This is a genomic window from Streptomyces sp. NPDC048248, assembly GCF_043201875.1.
Taxonomy (GTDB): Bacteria; Actinomycetota; Actinomycetes; order Streptomycetales; family Streptomycetaceae; genus Streptomyces.
This window is the reverse complement of record NZ_JBICZL010000007.1, coordinates 283,453-299,399: the sequence shown is the minus strand read 5'-3', so window position 1 is coordinate 299,399 and position 15,947 is coordinate 283,453. Positions and strand designations below refer to the sequence as shown.

General features: G+C 69.0%; 12 protein-coding genes. 6 read left to right on the top strand and 6 right to left on the bottom strand.

The genetic code is table 11. The annotated features are described in order from the left end of the window. Positions 1–110: 110 nt before the first annotated feature. The gene (locus ACGFZW_RS17190) at positions 111–761 is read left to right on the top strand and encodes a TetR/AcrR family transcriptional regulator (protein WP_393893944.1); all 651 of its coding nucleotides are present in this window, start codon (positions 111–113) and stop codon (positions 759–761) included. A 486-nt stretch (positions 762–1,247) separates the two neighbouring features. Here the strand turns inward: ACGFZW_RS17190 and ACGFZW_RS17185 are convergent, their stop codons facing one another. Beyond that, positions 1,248–1,436, bottom strand: a complete 189-nt coding sequence (locus ACGFZW_RS17185; RefSeq protein ID WP_393893943.1) for a hypothetical protein — start codon at positions 1,434–1,436, stop codon at positions 1,248–1,250. Positions 1,437–1,593: 157 nt separating this feature from the next. Then, positions 1,594–3,237, bottom strand: coding sequence for an FAD-dependent monooxygenase (locus ACGFZW_RS17180; RefSeq protein ID WP_393893942.1), 1,644 nt, complete (start codon positions 3,235–3,237; stop codon positions 1,594–1,596). 78 nt (positions 3,238–3,315) lie between these two features. Between ACGFZW_RS17180 and ACGFZW_RS17175 the strand changes: the two genes are divergently transcribed. Beyond that, a complete protein-coding gene (locus ACGFZW_RS17175; protein WP_393893941.1) occupies positions 3,316–4,032 on the top strand; it encodes a TetR/AcrR family transcriptional regulator in 717 nt (238 codons plus the stop codon). A gap of 430 nt (positions 4,033–4,462) precedes the next feature. Here the strand turns inward: ACGFZW_RS17175 and ACGFZW_RS17170 are convergent, their stop codons facing one another. Continuing rightward, positions 4,463–6,901, bottom strand: coding sequence for a PQQ-binding-like beta-propeller repeat protein (locus tag ACGFZW_RS17170; RefSeq protein ID WP_393893940.1), 2,439 nt, complete (start codon positions 6,899–6,901; stop codon positions 4,463–4,465). A 659-nt stretch (positions 6,902–7,560) separates the two neighbouring features. Here ACGFZW_RS17170 and ACGFZW_RS17165 point away from each other — a divergent pair. Together ACGFZW_RS17165 and ACGFZW_RS17160 are read left to right on the top strand one after the other, a co-directional pair. Continuing rightward, positions 7,561–7,947, top strand: coding sequence for a VOC family protein (locus tag ACGFZW_RS17165; protein ID WP_393893939.1), 387 nt, complete (start codon positions 7,561–7,563; stop codon positions 7,945–7,947). Positions 7,948–8,450: 503 nt separating this feature from the next. Next, on the top strand, positions 8,451–9,098 hold the full coding sequence (locus ACGFZW_RS17160; protein ID WP_393893938.1) for a class I SAM-dependent DNA methyltransferase: 648 nt from the start codon (positions 8,451–8,453) through the stop codon (positions 9,096–9,098). Between the two features lie 138 nt (positions 9,099–9,236). Here the strand turns inward: ACGFZW_RS17160 and ACGFZW_RS17155 are convergent, their stop codons facing one another. The 3 genes from ACGFZW_RS17155 to ACGFZW_RS17145 form a co-directional block, all read right to left on the bottom strand. Continuing rightward, complete coding sequence (locus ACGFZW_RS17155; protein ID WP_393893937.1) at positions 9,237–9,674, bottom strand: MarR family winged helix-turn-helix transcriptional regulator; 438 nt, start codon at positions 9,672–9,674, stop codon at positions 9,237–9,239. Positions 9,675–9,843: 169 nt separating this feature from the next. Next, entirely contained in the window at positions 9,844–10,650 is an 807-nt protein-coding gene (locus ACGFZW_RS17150; protein ID WP_393894115.1) for an inositol monophosphatase family protein, read from the bottom strand. A gap of 2,443 nt (positions 10,651–13,093) precedes the next feature. Next, positions 13,094–14,083 (bottom strand): D-alanyl-D-alanine carboxypeptidase family protein, encoded by a 990-nt coding sequence (locus tag ACGFZW_RS17145; protein WP_393893936.1) that lies wholly within the window; start codon positions 14,081–14,083, stop codon positions 13,094–13,096. A gap of 624 nt (positions 14,084–14,707) precedes the next feature. Between ACGFZW_RS17145 and ACGFZW_RS17140 the strand changes: the two genes are divergently transcribed. Next, positions 14,708–15,268, top strand: a complete 561-nt coding sequence (locus ACGFZW_RS17140; protein WP_393893935.1) for a uridine kinase — start codon at positions 14,708–14,710, stop codon at positions 15,266–15,268. A 249-nt stretch (positions 15,269–15,517) separates the two neighbouring features. After that, positions 15,518–15,943 carry a hypothetical protein gene (locus tag ACGFZW_RS17135; protein WP_393893934.1) on the top strand — a complete coding sequence of 142 codons (426 nt, stop codon included), beginning with the start codon at positions 15,518–15,520 and terminating at the stop codon, positions 15,941–15,943. Positions 15,944–15,947: the final 4 nt, after the last annotated feature.

Here is a 15,947-nt window from a genome sequence, read left to right as displayed (position 1 = left end):
CGTACCTCCGTAGAATGTGAATGTGAATTTACATTCGCGTTACGAGGTTACGCAGAGGGCGCCACTTGTCAAAAGAACCTGATCAGACCGCCGCCGATACCATGCGGGGCATGACCGAGGAGCCAGACCGTCCAGCGCCCTACCGGGAGCCCCGGCAGGCGCGCAGCGCCGCGACACTGGCTCGCGTACTGCGGGCGGCCGAGGAAATCGCCTCCTCGTCAGGTCTGGAGGAGATGACGATCACCGGCGTCGCCGGACGCGCCGGCGTCTCGGTCGGCACGATCTACCGCCGCTTCGACGACAAAGAACAGCTGATCACCGCCCTGACCGAGCGGATGCTGGAACGGCGCGAGGAGTACGTGGCCGAGCAACTGCGCTCGGCCGAGCCGTCGCTCTCCGGCGTCATGGACGCCTACGCGCACGCCCTGCTGCAGTCCTTCGCCGACAGCAGCAACCTCTTTCCCGAGCTGCTGCGCGCGCGGGGAGCCAGGTCCCTGGACCGCGGGGCCCGCACCATCACCGAAATCCACCGACTCCTGCTTGAAGCGGCAGCCCCCTACGCCGATCAGATCCGGCGCTCCAACCCGCAGACGGCACTGGACACCGTGGCCCGCGCCGTCCTGGGCGCCTGCTTCCACAACTCCGTGCGCCCCGATCCCGCCGTAGGTGCGGAGGCCCAAAGTCGGTACGCGGACGAACTCAGCGACATGGCCATCGCCTATCTCCTCACCCCCGACCGCCGCCGCACCGCCCACGCCTGAACCGCCCGCGCTGCCGGGCGATCTTCGCGGCCGAGCTGGTGCCACTCCGAGAACGAGGCCACCGCACCCATTCCGCCGCTAGCCTCGGCCTTTTACCGGCTGCGCCCTCTCCGGCTGCCCATCGCCCGCGGCTCCGGCGATCACGCTTCGTCCAGGACGAGGGCGCCATGCTTCGCCGGGCCTTCTGCAGTCGCAGCGCAGTCCGGCGAAGCGTAAGAGTGGTCTTCCAGGGGTCGTCACCGGCGAAGTCTGACCAGGCCGCCGGAAGCAGCCGGTTCTCTGAATCGCCGGTCGGCGTTGGACCAGAGCTTCGGCGTCGAGCTGGCTCGTCAGGGGGCAGGAGCGGCGTCGAATGAGGCGGCCCGGCGGATCCAGCGCTCTCCCGTGACAGCTCCGCACCAGCTCAGCTCAGGCTCGACAACCAGCGGGTCGTCCAGCGCGGTGGCCGCGGGCGGATACGCAGCGGCCACCGCACAAGCCGAACCGTCAGAGGAGCCCCAAGCCCAGATCCAGGTCCAGGAGACCGTGGTCGTGGTGATGGTGGTGATGGTGATCCCTGCTCGCAGCCTGCTGCGCGGCCGGAGCGGCGGGCGTCGCGGCGGCGACGCCGGCGGCCGGGACGGCCAGTGCCGTGGTGACGCCGACGATGATCAGGGCGTGGGCTATGCGCTTCATGCTCAGTCCCTTCGGTGTGGGGCGTACGTACGCCTTTCGGGCGACGCCTTTTCTGGCGTTCACGAACGCTCACCACGCTGCACGGCTCTTCGGCGGCCCGCCTAGCTAAACGCCGCTGGGAGGGTGACGTCTTCGGAGGACACGTTTGCCTCGCGGCTCACTCCCCCTGTGGGAGTCCTGCCCAGCCGGCGAGTGCATGGGCCCGTTCGGCGCGGCGGGTCTGCACGGCCGTGGTGCGGGTGGCCCAGGCGACATGACCGTCGGGGCGGACGAGGATTTCCCGCACCCCGTCGAGGTCGGTGCGGGAGTCGTGCCCGGTGACGGTGAAGGCGGCCACCCGGCGCCCCCAACCCTGGTCGACGACCCGCTTCAACTCGTCGTCGTCCCCAGCGAGGTCCAGCAGGACGAACCGGCCATGCGACAGGAGTTCGTGGACTCGGACCGCCGCCGATCCGGCCGCCGTGAGCCCGATATCGGGCATCCGCCGCCCCACCAACGGGTGTGCCCCGTCGTCGGCGGGCGGATACTCGATGTCGAGTGCGGAAACCAGCCCGGCCAGCCGGCGGTTGACCTCCTCGATGCCCAACAGCCCGGCTATCAGCTTGCGCAGCGCGGCGGCCGGCCGCTGATAGGAGGGCAGCAGGGTCAGCTCCATCAGCAGCGTCTGGACCTCGGTGTTCTCCGTGACCGCCTGTCCGGCCGGATGCCGCTCGGCGTGATAGCTGTCGAGCAAGCCCGGTGGCGCCCAGCCGTTGATCTCGGCGGCGAGCTTCCAACCCAGGTTCATCGCGTCCTGGAGTCCGGTGTTCAGGCCCTGACCTGCCGCCGGGAAATGGATATGGGCGGCGTCTCCCGCCAACAGGACGCGCCCGGAGCGGTAACGGGCCGCGAGACGGGTGGCATTGCCGAACCGCGAGAGCCAGCGCGCCCCCGCCACCCCGCAGTCGGTTCCGCAAATCCGCAGCAAGGAGGCCCGGAACTCGTCGAGCGTCAACGGCTCGGTGGCCGGTGTCCGCATCCGCTGTGGATCGAGGAGGACGATCCGGGTGAGGCCGCCCGTCCCGCCCGCTGCCGGATCATCCGAGCCCGCACCGTCCGGCTCCAGTGGTACGGCCAGTACGCCGTGGGCCCGCGCGCGGTCGAGGGCCGCCGGGTCGACGGTCGTGAAATCGCCCAGCGCACCGCTCAGCGTCTCGTCGGTTCCGGGAAAGCCGATCCCGGCGGCCCGCCGCACCACGCTCCGCCCGCCGTCGCACCCGACGACAAACCGTGCGCGTACGGTCTCCACGACGCCGTCGGGCCCGCGGACGTCCACCTCGACACGGTCCGCGCCGGAGCTCCCATCGCCCGCCCCGTCGCCCCCGGCGTCCTGGCGCAGCCCGACGACCTCGTGTCCGCGCCGGATCGCGACACCGAGTTCCCTCGCGCGCTCCTCCAGCAGCTGCTCGGTGCGTGCCTGAGCGAGGAACAGCGTGTAGCCGTGCCGGGTGTCCAGCACGCTGAAGTCCAGGGGGGTGTCCAGTCCCGCGAAGTGCCACCCCGGTACGGGGCGTCCGCGGGCCAGGAACCGTTCCACCAGGCCCCGTTGGTCCATCAACTCGGTACTGCGCGGGTGCAGTGTCAGCGCTCGTGAATCCCGCTGCGCGGCGGCGCGCCGTTCGATGATCTGTACCCGCACGCCACCCAGCGCCAGTTCGGCACCGAGCAGCAGTCCGGTCGGGCCCGCGCCCACCACGATCACTTCGGCCTCGTTGTCCGGCCGGGCACCGGCATCGGCGACGACATCCCTGACGGCATTCATGAGTGGCCTCCGGTCGTGTTACCGCTCACGATTTAATGAACGATGTTCACGTGAACGCTGTTCACTATAATGAGGTCCATGAGTCCCGCGTCAACCCCCCACTCCCCCGGCCCCCGTGCCGCCGCAACGACACGGGGCCGCCCCCCGAAGCTCGACCAGGCGCGCACCGTCGAGGCCGCTTTGGCGCTGCTGGACGAGGTCGGGCTCGATGCGCTCACCATGCGGCGACTGGCCGAGGCCATGGACGTGCGGGCCGGTGCCCTGTACCGCTACTTCGCGACCAAGCACGAGTTGCTCACCGCGATGGCCGAGGCCCTGCTGGCCGACTGCCTCGACCGGCCGCTCTCGTCCCCGGACTGGAGCGAGCGCCTGGCCGAACTGGCCCGCCGGATGCGTACGGCGCTCCTGGGCCGCCGTGACGGTGCCCGCGTCTACGCTGGTACGCACTCCATCGGAAGCCACACGCTCAGCTTCGCCGACACCCTCATCGGCGTGCTGCGGGAGGCCGGCTTCACCTCCGGCGACGCGGCCCGTGCCGCCCTCACGCTCGTCCACTTCACCATCGGCCACACCCTGGAGGAGCAGGCCGCCGGTCAGGTCGTGGGCGACGGGCCGGCAGACCCCGACCGGTTGCGCGCCGCGGTGACACCGGAGGGGCACCCCCATCTCGCAGCCGCGTTGCCGGTGTTCACCAGCATGGATTTCACGGCCCACTTCGAATTCGGACTGACGCTGCTCATCGAGGGACTGCGCGCAACCGGGCCCGACGCCACGCCCCAGGGGAGCGGCGGCTGAGGCGCGCATGGCCAGTCGCAAGGAATGGCAGCGGCCTCAGCTCCCTGGCCGTGGGCTGGTTCCAGAGCCGCATGTAACACCCGCCAGGTGAGCAGAGCTGCGCCGCGCCCGGACCCGGTGCGGTGCGCCGCGCTGAGGACGAAGCAGGTATCAGAGGACGATCCCGATGATGCGGCGATGCATCTCGGCACGGGCAACGCCGTCCTTACCGTCTCGGCGATGGACTGGAGTTGGGCTCTGCAGCGTTCCCTTTCATGACTACCTTTTTCGCTGAACAGTTGCCCAGGGACGTGCGTCGCCAGGACGCTCCAGGGGGGCCGGGCACGGGGCGGTCTGGGGAAACGGTGCTGCGTTGGTGCGCGACGGGACACACGAGGGCCGTACGCCCCGGAAACGCACTGTCGAGGGACGTACGGCCCGGCCCCGGTGCCTACACCGCCGGTAGGCCGTAGATCTCGTCGCCGTGGGTGGCCAGCAGACGTCGGCCGGAGGCGACGACGTGCCACTCCTCCATGCTCCCGGTGTTGTCGTTGTAGTTCCAACGGGCCTTGCCGGTCTTCGGGTCCAGTGCGAAGATCCCGCCGATGTCGTCGTAGGACGCTCCGTAGAGGCTGTCGCCGACCTTGACGAACTCCGTGGGGGCCCGGCGCGCGCCGACTTCCTCGCAGAGCCAGATCTTCTTGCCGCGCACCGGGTCCACGGCCCACACCCCGGCGCTGTGGTCCGAGACGTACAGCACCCCGTCGACGACCATGGGCTGAGTGAAATCGCGCCGCCCACCGGTGGACAGCGACCAGTCGGGCTTACCGGTGTCGATATGCACCGACCGCAGCCGCTCACCGCCGAGGAAAACCCGCTTGGCGTGCACGGCGGGACGCCAGGCGATGTCGTCGCCGATCTTCTGCGTCCACAGCTGACGGCCGTCCGCGGCGTCGCGCACCGTGACGTTCTTGCGGCCGTCGGTGTAGACGAGCCGGCCGGCCGCCACGACGCCTTCGAGGTCGTAGTCGTGGGTGCCCTTGTCCCGCGGCTTCTGCCATTCGACCTTGCGGGTGCGGATGTTGATGGCGGCGATGGCCGTGAGATGGACGGTGGTGTCCTCGGTGCGCACCGAGGCGACGACATAGATCCGGTCCTCGTCCGCGGCGAGGATGCGCTCGGCGTTCAGCTTGCCGGCGAGCCTGCTGCGCCATGCCTCCTTGCCGGTATTCGGGTCGAGGCCGATGACATCACCGTCGTATTCCGTGCTGACGAGGAAGAGCTTGCCGGCTGCGAAAATCAGCGGGGCGCCGGCCGGTGCGACACCCTTACGGGTCCACTTCGCCCTTCCCGTGGCGGCGTGCCGGGCGACCAACGGGTCGCCGCTGATGATCAGCAGTCCGTTGTGGGCGAGCAGCGGCTGGCCGGTGTTGAGGCTGTCCGTCTGCGCGGTGCGATGCCACAGCACCTGCGGGGCGGTGCCCGGGGGTGGGGTGGTGAACCGCTCCCCAGCTCCCCCGCCCGGCGCCTTACCCGCGCCGTTCGCGCCGCCCGCCCCCTTGCCCTTGTCGTTGCCGCCGAGCGCCCAGACCCCGGCGCCGCCGACGGCCACGACCCCTACCGCGCCGCCCGCCATCAGCCCGAGGAACTTCCGGCGGGAGGGGGAGGCGGGAGCGCCACTCACCCCCGTCGAGGCTGTCGCGGGAGTGTCCACGGCAGTGGGTGCCCACGCACCGTGGCCGGTCTGCCCCTGCCCCTGCCCCTGCCCCTGCTGACCGTACTGGCCGGACTGCGGGGTCGGGTGGCCTGGTTGGCCCGGCCGGCCGGTAGTCGGTGCCGGCGTCCCGTGCAGCACATAGGTCGGTGCGGGCCCGAACTCGGCCGAAGCAGTCCCGTTCTGCTCACCGGAGCCCTGGGCCGGTGCGCCGACACCCGAAGCCGGTGTGCCCGGCGCCGGTGTGCCGGGGGCCGATGCGCTGGGGGCCGGTGTGCCGTGCTCCGGTGTTTCCAGGTCCAGGATGCGCGCGGCGTGGGTGGCGATGGTCGAAGCGACGGCGCCCGGGAGCCAGTTGGCGAAGACGACGCCCGTCCCCTCCGGGGCCAGCGCTTCCAGCACCCGGGCGGGAGTGGGTCGTTGGGAGGGGTCCCGGTCGAGGCAGGACCGGACGAGGTCGAGCAGATGAGCCGGCACACCACTGAGATCCGGCTCGCCGTGTACCACCTGGTAGAGCACGGCGGCCGGTGTGGTGTCGCCGTACGCCGTATGCCCGGTGGCGGCATAGGCGAGCACCGCGCCGAGCGCGAAGATGTCCCCCGCGGTGCCGACCGGTTGGCCGAGCGCCTGCTCCGGCGGGATGTAGCCGGGTGACCCGACGACGACGCCGGTCTGCGTCATCCGGTCGCCGTCGACGGCACGTGCGATACCGAAGTCGATCACCCGGGGGCCGTCGGCCGCCAGCAGCACATTGGACGGCTTGAGATCGCGGTGCACCAGACCCACGGCATGGATCTCGGTCAGCGCCGCCGCCAGCCCCGCGCCCAGCGCGCGCACGCTGTGTTCCGGCAACGCGCCGTGCCCGTCGACCACTTCGGTCAGTGACGGCCCGAGGACGAAGGCGGTGGCCAGCCAGGGAAGGGCGGCCTCGGTGTCGGCATCGACCACCGGAGCCGTGTAACGGCCGGATACCGCCCTCGCTATCTCGACCTCCTGCCGGAACCGGCCGCGGAACGCCACGTCCTGCGCCAGATCCGGCCTGACCACCTTGACCGCGACCGTGCGTCCTCCCGTGGACCGGGCCAGATACACCCTGCCCATGCCGCCGGCACCGATCCGGCCCAACAGGCGATACGCCCCGAGGGATTGCGGGTCGTCGGGAAGCAAGGGGTCCATCACGGGCCTTCCACATCGATCGGGCGCGCGTCTGCACGCCGCACTGGACCACAACGCGGTCGGCGCGCCGGGGCAGTGCATCGTAACGTCGCCCGTTTCCTCCAACACCGCTGCCGCACAAGGACGGAGGCAGTTGGCTGCGGCCCGGAGAAAGGGGGCGAGCCGGGGCTGCAAACGGCTGCGCTCACAACTGGGTCCCCCCGCACTCTCAGCTCAGCCTGCTCCGCGCGGTACCGCCCGCCCCGTCGCCCGGCCGGTCCCCGATCCGTCTCAGTAGAACCTGCCGCAGTTTCAATGCCGACAGCGCGGCCTGGTCATCGCCAAAGGCGCCGCCGAGTACGGCTTCGCTCAGCCCGCCAGCCACCGGGAGTGCTTCTGCGCCATCGGCCCGGGCTCCGGCGAGTAGGCGATGGCCGCCCCGCAGGCCGTGGTCGAACTCGACGGCCTAGCCGGGGTACCGGCAGGCGCTGATGTCCCGCCGAACTGTGCGCTCGGTCGCATCGCTGCTGTCCGGTCGAACAGTTCACCGCAGGTCCACCAAGGTCGAACGGCCGGCAAGGAGACCAATCGCAGCAGGCTGGCGGATGCACTGATCACATTCTGAGGGCTCCAGGTAATCAGGACCGAACCTGTCCTCGTTCCGCCATAGCGTCTGCTCCATGAGTACGGCAAACACTTCCGCGCCCACGTTCCGCTACGCGGCCGTCACCTTCGACTGCCCGGACCCCGCCGAACTGGCCCGCTTCTACGGCGAGGCTCTCGGCCTGCCCATCGTCTACTCCACTGACCACTTCGTCCTGCTCGGCCAAGAGGGCACGGCCGGACTGGGGTTCAACCGCCTCACCGACTACCGCCGCCCCACCTGGCCTGCACCATCCCAGGAAAAGCAGGCCCATATCGACTTGGGAGTCGATGACTTGGACGCCGCCCAGGCCCGACTCATCGCCCTGGGCGCCGTCAAACCCGAATTCCAGCCGGACCCCAGCCGGTGGCGCGTCCTGCTGGACCCTGCAGGCCACCCGTTCTGCATCTCCACCCTGGTCTGAGCGCCGGCGGGAAGCGCCGCCCGCTATCCATGATCGTCAGTCCTGGGCAGCGGGCGGACTCCACCCGGCAGGGCGGGTCTGTCCGACTGGGCCCCGGGGGGTCCGCAAGCCAGCCAGACAGCCCGGCCACGGACAGGGTCTCCAGTAGCCCCCTTGCTGCGCGTACCTGCGACATCGAGGCATTCGGCACACGGTCCCGGAGAAGGCCGGCCGCTCGGACCGCCCGCCTGCGCAAGGGAACACAAGGAGGGCGGCCAACGGGCTTCGATGAGGGCCACGAGGGCCGCCGCAAGGGCGCAACCTCGCCGAACAGGCCACCATCAGGCTCAAACCCACCGGGCCGTGGCCAGCCGCTACAACAAATGCGGCTACATGGCCCTCGGTACCGTCACCGCAACTCCCCTCGTCATTTGGCTCCGCCGGCTCCGCCTGTAGTCGGCCGCAAGGGCCTCCGTCAGACGTTCTTGAAGCGCATGCATCCTCCACCGACTACGGTCTTCGGGGTGACCGAACTTCAGACTTTGCGTGCCACCCGTGAGTCCTACGACGCCATCGCACCCACCTACGCGGAACTGTTCAACGACTCCCTGCGCGACCGTCCCCTGGAGCGCGCCCTCCTGAGCGCCTTCGCTGAGCTTGTGCGGGCCAACGGTGACGGCGAGGTCGCAGACCTCGGCTGTGGGCCGGGGTATGTCACAGCTCACTTGCACGGGTTGGGCCTGAATGCCTTCGGGGTCGACGCCTCCCCCGCGATGGTCGAGCTCGCTCGCGAGGCGAACCCCGAACTTCGCTTCGAGGTCGGCTCGATGGCCGCGCTGGACATCGCGGACGGCGCGCTGGGCGGGGTCCTCTCGCGGTGGTCCGTCATCCATACCCCGCCGCAGGACGTGCCCGCCATCTTGGCCGAGATCGCCCGGATCCTGGCTCCCTGCGGGCACCTTTTGATCGACTTCCCCGCCACCGACGGCCCCCACCACGAGACGCAGGCCTACGACCATGCGGTGACAACGGCCTACCGCTGGTCCCCCGACCGCCTCGCCGCGCTCCTGCGCGACCACGGATTGGCCGAGGCATCCCGCACGGTGATCGAGCCGAAGCCCACCGACCGGCGGCAGTTCCAAGAGGTCCAGCTGCTCGCCTGCAAGGCGTAGACCTCGGTCACGTGACGGCATCAGCTCGAATCGATGAGCTGCGGATCGGGCGGGGTCCGCTGGGACCGGCTGGGCGAGGAGGAGCAGCCTCGCCGGCCGCATGATCGTCCGGACAGCTCCTAGCTGCTGAAGTCGTACTCAGTCCGGCTTCGGCCGGGATCGCAGGTGCCGCATCTGCGCGTGGCTCAGGTCGTGTGCCCGTCGCATGTGACGGGCGATCACTTCGAGCTCCTCCTCGGTGTGGTCGTCGAGAAGCTCCTGCCAGGCCGGACCGAGGTCGGCCCACACTGCGTTGACACGGGCGATGCGTTCCGGGACCGGCGTGACCAGCACTCGGCGGCGGTCCTGCTGGTCGGGTGTGCGGGCCACGTAGCCGCCCTTTTCGAGCCGGTCCACCAACCGTGTCGCCGAGCCTGTGGTCAGGCCGGTCATGTCGGCGACCTGCTTGACGGTGAGCGGCTCGGGCCGGGCCGTCAGCAGGCTCAGGCACTGGACGTCCGTGGGGTGCAGCCCGAGGTGATCGGCGACGGCCTGATTGAACAGCACATACGCCGCCAGGTAGCGGCGGGACTCCATCGACAATTCCTCGTACAGCCGGGTTCGCGACGAGGAACTGCGGGAGGGAGCGGCTGAAGGGCTGGACGATCGTCCAGTGGATCCCTCGGCCCTGATGTGAGCCACCCTGAGAGCGTGTGACGAGTGCTCCCGATTCTGATCGACCTCGACATCTCACCAATGTCCTGCGCTACGGGATGGGACCTACGAGGTGCCGGCCCTGGCCTCGACCGCGAGTCATCGACAGCAGCAGACCGTGGGTCTCGGCGTCCGCAGCCACTAGGAGTCCACGGCCTGCTTGCCCGATCGGGGCGCCGTCAACACCGGTGACGACACAGCCGGCCGCCTTGCACAGAGCGATGCCGGCGGCGAAATGCACGCTCTCGGCCAGGTCACCGCCGTCGGTGACATAGGCAGCACGCTTGCCGGCCGCGACCCATGCCAGCGCCAGCGTCGTGGAGACAACCCGCGGGCGAAACCGTTGGGCGAACTCGGGGTGAGCGAGCAGGTCCACCGCGCGGAATCCAGGAGCGCTCGGAAAGGGCGGGTCCAGGTTCACATCCACCAACTGGGTGGCAGCTGTCGGCACCAGCTGCGTGTCGCACCCGTTGCGCCGCACCGTGGCGGTCGCACCGTCGGTGAAGAAGACCTCGCCGCTGAACGGATCGGCCACCGCGGCCGGTCCGTTGCGCAGTGCCACATTGACGGCAACCAGCATGTTGCCGACGGCGTAGTTGAGCGTGCCGCACATCGGGTCCACCAACCACTGGCGCGTCGCGTCAGCGGCCCCCTGCTGCCCACCCTCCTCGCCGTGCACCGCATCATCAGGCCGCACAGCACGGATGACGCGGAGAATCGCCGCCTCAGCCGCCACATCCGCATCAGTAGCGAAGTCCCCGGCAGCCTTTTCGATGCGGGTGACCCGCTGCCCGTACTTTGAACGCACGGCCTCTGCGCCGGCATACGCCGCAGCTATCGCGACATCGGCATCTTCCATGCTCGCATTTGGGTTGATCACGGTTTGCAGAGTATCGGGCCATCCTCGCCGTACGCCGTACGCCGTACGCCGAGCCCGCAGACAGCTGGCACGCTTCCGCGCTCGGAGGCTGCCGCGGACAAGGTCTTACCCCGCGTCGTCGCTGACCACGTCCAGGGGGGCGAAGAAGCTGGAGGCGTTCTACGACCGAGCGTCCGGGACCCCGCCGAGGTCACCCCAACCCTGGGAGGTCAGCCCCTCGACCGGAAGGCCCTCCGCAGTGAGGCATTCCGTCGCCCCGTGCCAAGTGCGGCATCCGGTGCATTCCCAGTCCGTGCGCAGTGCCGAAATGTTCGCCCATGAGCTGCACCAGCAACAGCGACGAGTCACCTCGAACCAGCCGCCGGGCATGGTCGCGACGCACCTGGCCTCTCGGCGCAGTTCTTCCGGCGGCGGGGCGTGCGCGGCGTCTCGCCGGGGGCCGCAGGGCGACGTGGGGGTCCGGGCAGGCGTCATGAAGGCATGGTGGCCGCACCTGCCCATCGGTTCAGGTATCTGGCGCCGGTGGGTGGCGAGTTCCCCTGAGTGGCCCTGCGCATCCGGGGGCGCACAATCTCGGAGGTAGGCAGGCTACGCTCGGCTCCTCATCGCTCAGCGAGGCGGTTGAGGTCTTGATGAACTGCGATCCCGGTCGACACGTCGACAGGGATGGACATCGGGCGGGCCGGCAGCGGAGATCACGTCCGCTGGGGGAATCCTTTGATCGCCAACTAGGCGTTTCGCAGCGTAAGTTGACGATCCGACAGCCCATTGCGTGGCTGTCCGCTGAGCCTAAGGCGGTCTTCGCCACCGCTTGTGGAAACGGTGCGCACAGCGACGCGGGAAGATTCAGTCGGCGTTCCCCGACCCTGCCTCGATGGACGGGTGGACGCTGGAGAACGCCCGTGCGTATGTCGAGGAACAGCTCGACTCCCCGTCGGAGTGCGGTCCGGATGCACACTGGGACTGCACTGCCATCGCGACGGGTCAGCGCACTTCGAGTCAGCCGGCGAGACCGCGGTCTTCAACATTGATACCTTCGCTGACCAGAAGGCGGCCCAAGCTGCGTGCAGCAAGGAAGCCCTGGTCAGCCAGGTACACGAAGGCAAACGTGCGTCCCGTCACCGGCGTCACCAGCCACGCGTACCACCGCAACGCCGGCGGTCTCGACGGCCTCGACCTCACCATGCGCCTGGGCACGGTGATCGCGCAGGTCTGGCTGGAAGGGGAGGGCAGCCCCCATGGACCCGGCAACCGCACACACCCTTGCCCAGATCTTCGTTCCCCGCATCAGGAAGGCCGCGGCAGCCTCCTGAACCAGGCTGGGGCAGGAGAGGACCGACGGGCCGCCGTCATGTGCGGACGGCGGCCCGTCGCGTTGCTGCACTGCTGCACTGCTGCACTGCTGACCAGCGTGAGTGCGCAGGGCAGGTCACTGCGAGACCAGGAGCTCCTGGTGGAGCAGCGCGGCGACATCCTCACGCAGACCTTCGGCGCGGTGGGGCCCCTCGCGGAACTGGTCGCCCGCTCCCCGAAGGCCCCCCACGTGCGAGGACCTGCGGGCGGTCCAGGAGGAGATCACCGCAGGTCAGCGGCAGCTTGTGAACGCGTCCCACGCGTCCTTGGACGTCTCGGAGGCGCCGCTCGACTGGCAACTCGGAGGACCACCGGGCTGGGCGATGACCGGGCCGTGTGCTCCTGAGCCGGCTGCCGAAGGGCCGTCCGCCCAAGTTGTCCGTACGGGCGTGAAGCGATGATGCCCTTGGGTCCCGGACGCCACAGAGCCGATGGCTGTTCTCGTACTTCTCCAGCTCGCCAATTCGGCGCCGGCCACGCTCAGCACTGGGCCGGTTTTGCGCCAAGCGCGCCATCATCCCTGGCGCCGATCGTCATGAACTGGACGTCGTGGGGTACACGAGGGCAATGGTCCACCACAGTGCCAGTGCGCCGATCCCGGCCCGCACAGAACCCGAGGGCCCCACCTGGGCAGGCTGGATCTACCTCGGCCTGGCAGCACTGGCCGCTGCCCAGCTGCTGGCACTCGTGCTGCACCCGGGTGCCGACGAACCGACTCTGCTCCCGAGCCTCGTTGGAGTGATCGCGTTCCCTGCACTCGGCGCACGTTCGTTCCTACGAACCCGCCGGAGCCGCGCCCGCGCCGCCCGGAGGGCCAGGGCCAGGGAATCTGCCTCGCGTTCAGGCCGCATGCTCCGGGCGCCGCTGTGATCCAGCGCTGAGTAGACCGTCGTGCCCTTTGAAGTCGCAGTGCTGGCCCCCGGTCACGCTGCCGACAGACCATCCACTCCCAACCTTCCCCGGCAGCGTGGCTGCGCTGCTAGCGCTGCCGGGGGGACGGTTCAGGGACTGGCGACGCCGCACGCGGTGTGTTCGGTGCCCACTCAGTTCCGGCCGGGGGCCCGCCTGTTCAGTGGGCGAAGCCCCAGTCGAGCATCTTGGTTGCGTCGTCGAAGCGTCCCTGGTCGTCCTTGAGGATCGCGCCGACCAGGGTCCGGTTGTCCCGCTCAGCGGCGAAGACGAGGGCGTAGCCCGCCTCCGGGCCGCTGCCCGTCTTGATGCCCAGGGCACCGTCGTAGCTGCTCAGCAGCTTGTTGGTGTTGTCCCAGGTGTAGTACCGGATGTGGCCGTTGGCCGCCGGAGCCTCGGCCTTGAACTGCTTCTTCTTCACGACGTCGGCGAACACCGGCTGCAGCATGGCGCGCTGACCGAGCTTGGCCAGGTCGCGGGCGGTGCTGTGGTTGTTGCCGTTCGAGATGCCGTCGAAGCTGTCGAAGTGTGTACCGGCCAGGCCCAGCTGCTGCGCCTCGGCGTTCATCTGGTTCACGAAGTCGGCGATCCGCGCGTCCACGGTGTCCCCGGAGCCGAAGTTGTCGGCCAGGGCCATGGCGGCATCGTCGCCGGACGGGATCAGCATGGCGTGCAGCATTTGCTCGACGGTCAGCTTGTCGCCGGTCTGGAGGTCGGCGGTGCTGCCGCCGACCTTCTGGACGTAGTCCCGGTACTCCTGCTTCACCGTGATCTGCCGGTTGAGCCACTCCGGGTGCTTGAGCACCACCAGGGCGGTCATGATCTTGGTGGTGCTGGCCATCGACACGCTCTCGTCCGCCTTGGCCCCACCCCACAGCTCCCGCTCCTGGGTGCCGTCGCGGGCGTCCAGCAGGAAGGCGTGGTCGGCATTGATCTGGGGAGCGGCCTGGTCCTGTCCGTCCGCGGCCCTGGCTGTCGTGGTGGCCTCGCTGCTCTGCCGGCCGTGGTCGTCCGCGGAGTGCGTGCCACCGGGAGTGGCCGCCTCGGCGAGGCCGCCGGCGGTGATCGGCAGGGCGGCACCGACAAGTGCGACCATCGCGATCCGGACTCCGGTGCGGTGTATCCGGTTGGGGCGGGCGTGGGAACCCATGGTGCGTCCTCCTCCGGCGAAGGGACGCCGGTGCATAGTAGAAACTCGGTTCACGGTGAACTTACTTGTGCGCTGACAGCGACCGTCAAGCAGGCTGTGTCATAGCCCGGTAACGGGGTCCACCTCTGTGGTGGCGTTGTGCAGGTGACTGGTGGGACCTGTGAGGCCGATCGCGTGCAGCGCCCGGCCGGTGTCCCTGGGTCACTGGTTCGCTGCCCGTCCACCCGACCCCGCCACCGGCGCTCCGGGTGCCAACTCCGAGGTAGTCGACCTACTTTGTCGATTCGGTGATCCGATGGGCACCGTCACCGATTTCGGGGACCACAGTAGCCCTGTTTTCTGGGGGGAAGCTTGGAGACAGTCTGGCGTGACTGGGACAAGCTGAATCGCCGTTCTGACACCGACATGAGACCAAACGTCACCAAGAGTGGCGATGCGCGCGGGTGCGGAAGCACTCCGGGAGCGGAAGCACTCGGGGAGCGTGGATCCACGTCAGTCACCGCCCGCGCCAGCTCAGCACAACCGTGGCCAGCCCGACCGGACGGAAAGCACAGGGTCCTCCCGGTGAACCAGCGGCACCGTATGCGATCCTCGCTCCGTGACCGGGAAGGTGCAGGAGGGCGTGTGCTGCTGACGCTGACCGGAGGGGCGGGCGCGGGAAAGACAACGCTGGCCGCCGCATTGGCCGTCACCGCGCCAAGAGTTCCCGTCCGCGTACTCCATGGTGACGACTACTACTTCACCGGCCAGGGCCAAGGGGTGTGGGCACGCGACGGCGCGGGAATCCCGCGCCTGGACGTCGGCGACCCCCGGTCGATGGACATCGAACGCCTCAACCACGACACGGATCATGCGCTGGAAAGGGCAGCAATCGTCATCGTCGACGGCCTGTTCGCCCGACACGTCTGCCTGCGGGAGCCACACGTCCGATTGGACGTCTTCGTCGACCTACCCGCTGATCTACGGCTGGTACGAAAAATCCAGCGCAAATGCCTTCGCGACGGCTTCCCCCTCGAAGTCCTCCTACAGAACTACCTCAATCACCGACGCGATGCACACGAGCGTCACATCGAGCCAGCGCGACACCACTGCGACATTGCCGTCGATGGCGCACAGGCCCCCGCCACCTTGGCTGATCAGATTTGGTCCATGATCGCCGGCAACAAGCTCTTCGACAACTCATGACAATCGCTCCGACCGGCGGGGACGGAACCAGCAGCTCAGGAACGCGCTGCGTGGACAACTACGACGTCGACAAGACCGTATCCGAGATGACTGTTACTCGGCGAGCACGACACGATAGGGGCTGAAGACCGCCTGGCCGGACCACTGTCGCTCCAGTTTCAAGTGGCTCGCGGCGACGCCTCTCAACTCGCCGTCAACCAGCTTCGAGTCCACCAACTGCGACCAGAACTACGAAACGACCGAGGGGCCATGCAGACCTATCGCTACATGGTGCAGACGGGCGGATTCGGGCTGTTTCTCGGGCTCGCAGCCGAGACCGCCCGCCTGACGATCCCACCGGCCATCGGTGTCCCCATCAGCGACCGGGTCTGGCTGGACGCCTCCGAAGTCAACCACGCGTACTACGGGAGCCGACTGGCACTCAACGAACGCGAACTTGCATGGTTGCGGCTCGGCCTGAGCAAGGTAGCCGGCGGCATCCAATGCGTCGACGCCAGCCCGTACATCCTGATTTCAGTCCGGACACTACAGATCATCGAAGTCGACTACGCGGAGGCGGCCCTTGCTCCGGCAGTCGCCGGATGGGCGGCAGCAGAGTTCTCTCTGGCGCCCATACGCTGCAACGTCCGACGCGACACCTCCACGGGCCAGTTCACGTTCGACTGGAACGAGTGACCTA

Bases quoted from the DNA above. Each gene is read 5' to 3' on its own strand.
- ACGFZW_RS17150 (WP_393894115.1), bottom strand. From the start codon at position 10,650: ATGGAAGATGCCGATGTCGCGATAGCTGCGGCGTATGCCGGCGCAGAG.
- ACGFZW_RS17190 (WP_393893944.1), top strand. From the start codon at position 111: ATGACCGAGGAGCCAGACCGTCCAGCGCCCTACCGGGAGCCCCGGCAG.
- ACGFZW_RS17170 (WP_393893940.1), bottom strand. From the start codon at position 6,901: ATGGACCCCTTGCTTCCCGACGACCCGCAATCCCTCGGGGCGTATCGC.
- ACGFZW_RS17185 (WP_393893943.1), bottom strand. From the start codon at position 1,436: ATGAAGCGCATAGCCCACGCCCTGATCATCGTCGGCGTCACCACGGCA.
- ACGFZW_RS17180 (WP_393893942.1), bottom strand. From the start codon at position 3,237: ATGAATGCCGTCAGGGATGTCGTCGCCGATGCCGGTGCCCGGCCGGAC.
- ACGFZW_RS17145 (WP_393893936.1), bottom strand. From the start codon at position 14,083: ATGGGTTCCCACGCCCGCCCCAACCGGATACACCGCACCGGAGTCCGG.
- ACGFZW_RS17175 (WP_393893941.1), top strand. From the start codon at position 3,316: ATGAGTCCCGCGTCAACCCCCCACTCCCCCGGCCCCCGTGCCGCCGCA.
- ACGFZW_RS17165 (WP_393893939.1), top strand. From the start codon at position 7,561: ATGAGTACGGCAAACACTTCCGCGCCCACGTTCCGCTACGCGGCCGTC.
- ACGFZW_RS17155 (WP_393893937.1), bottom strand. From the start codon at position 9,674: ATGGAGTCCCGCCGCTACCTGGCGGCGTATGTGCTGTTCAATCAGGCC.
- ACGFZW_RS17135 (WP_393893934.1), top strand. From the start codon at position 15,518: ATGCAGACCTATCGCTACATGGTGCAGACGGGCGGATTCGGGCTGTTT.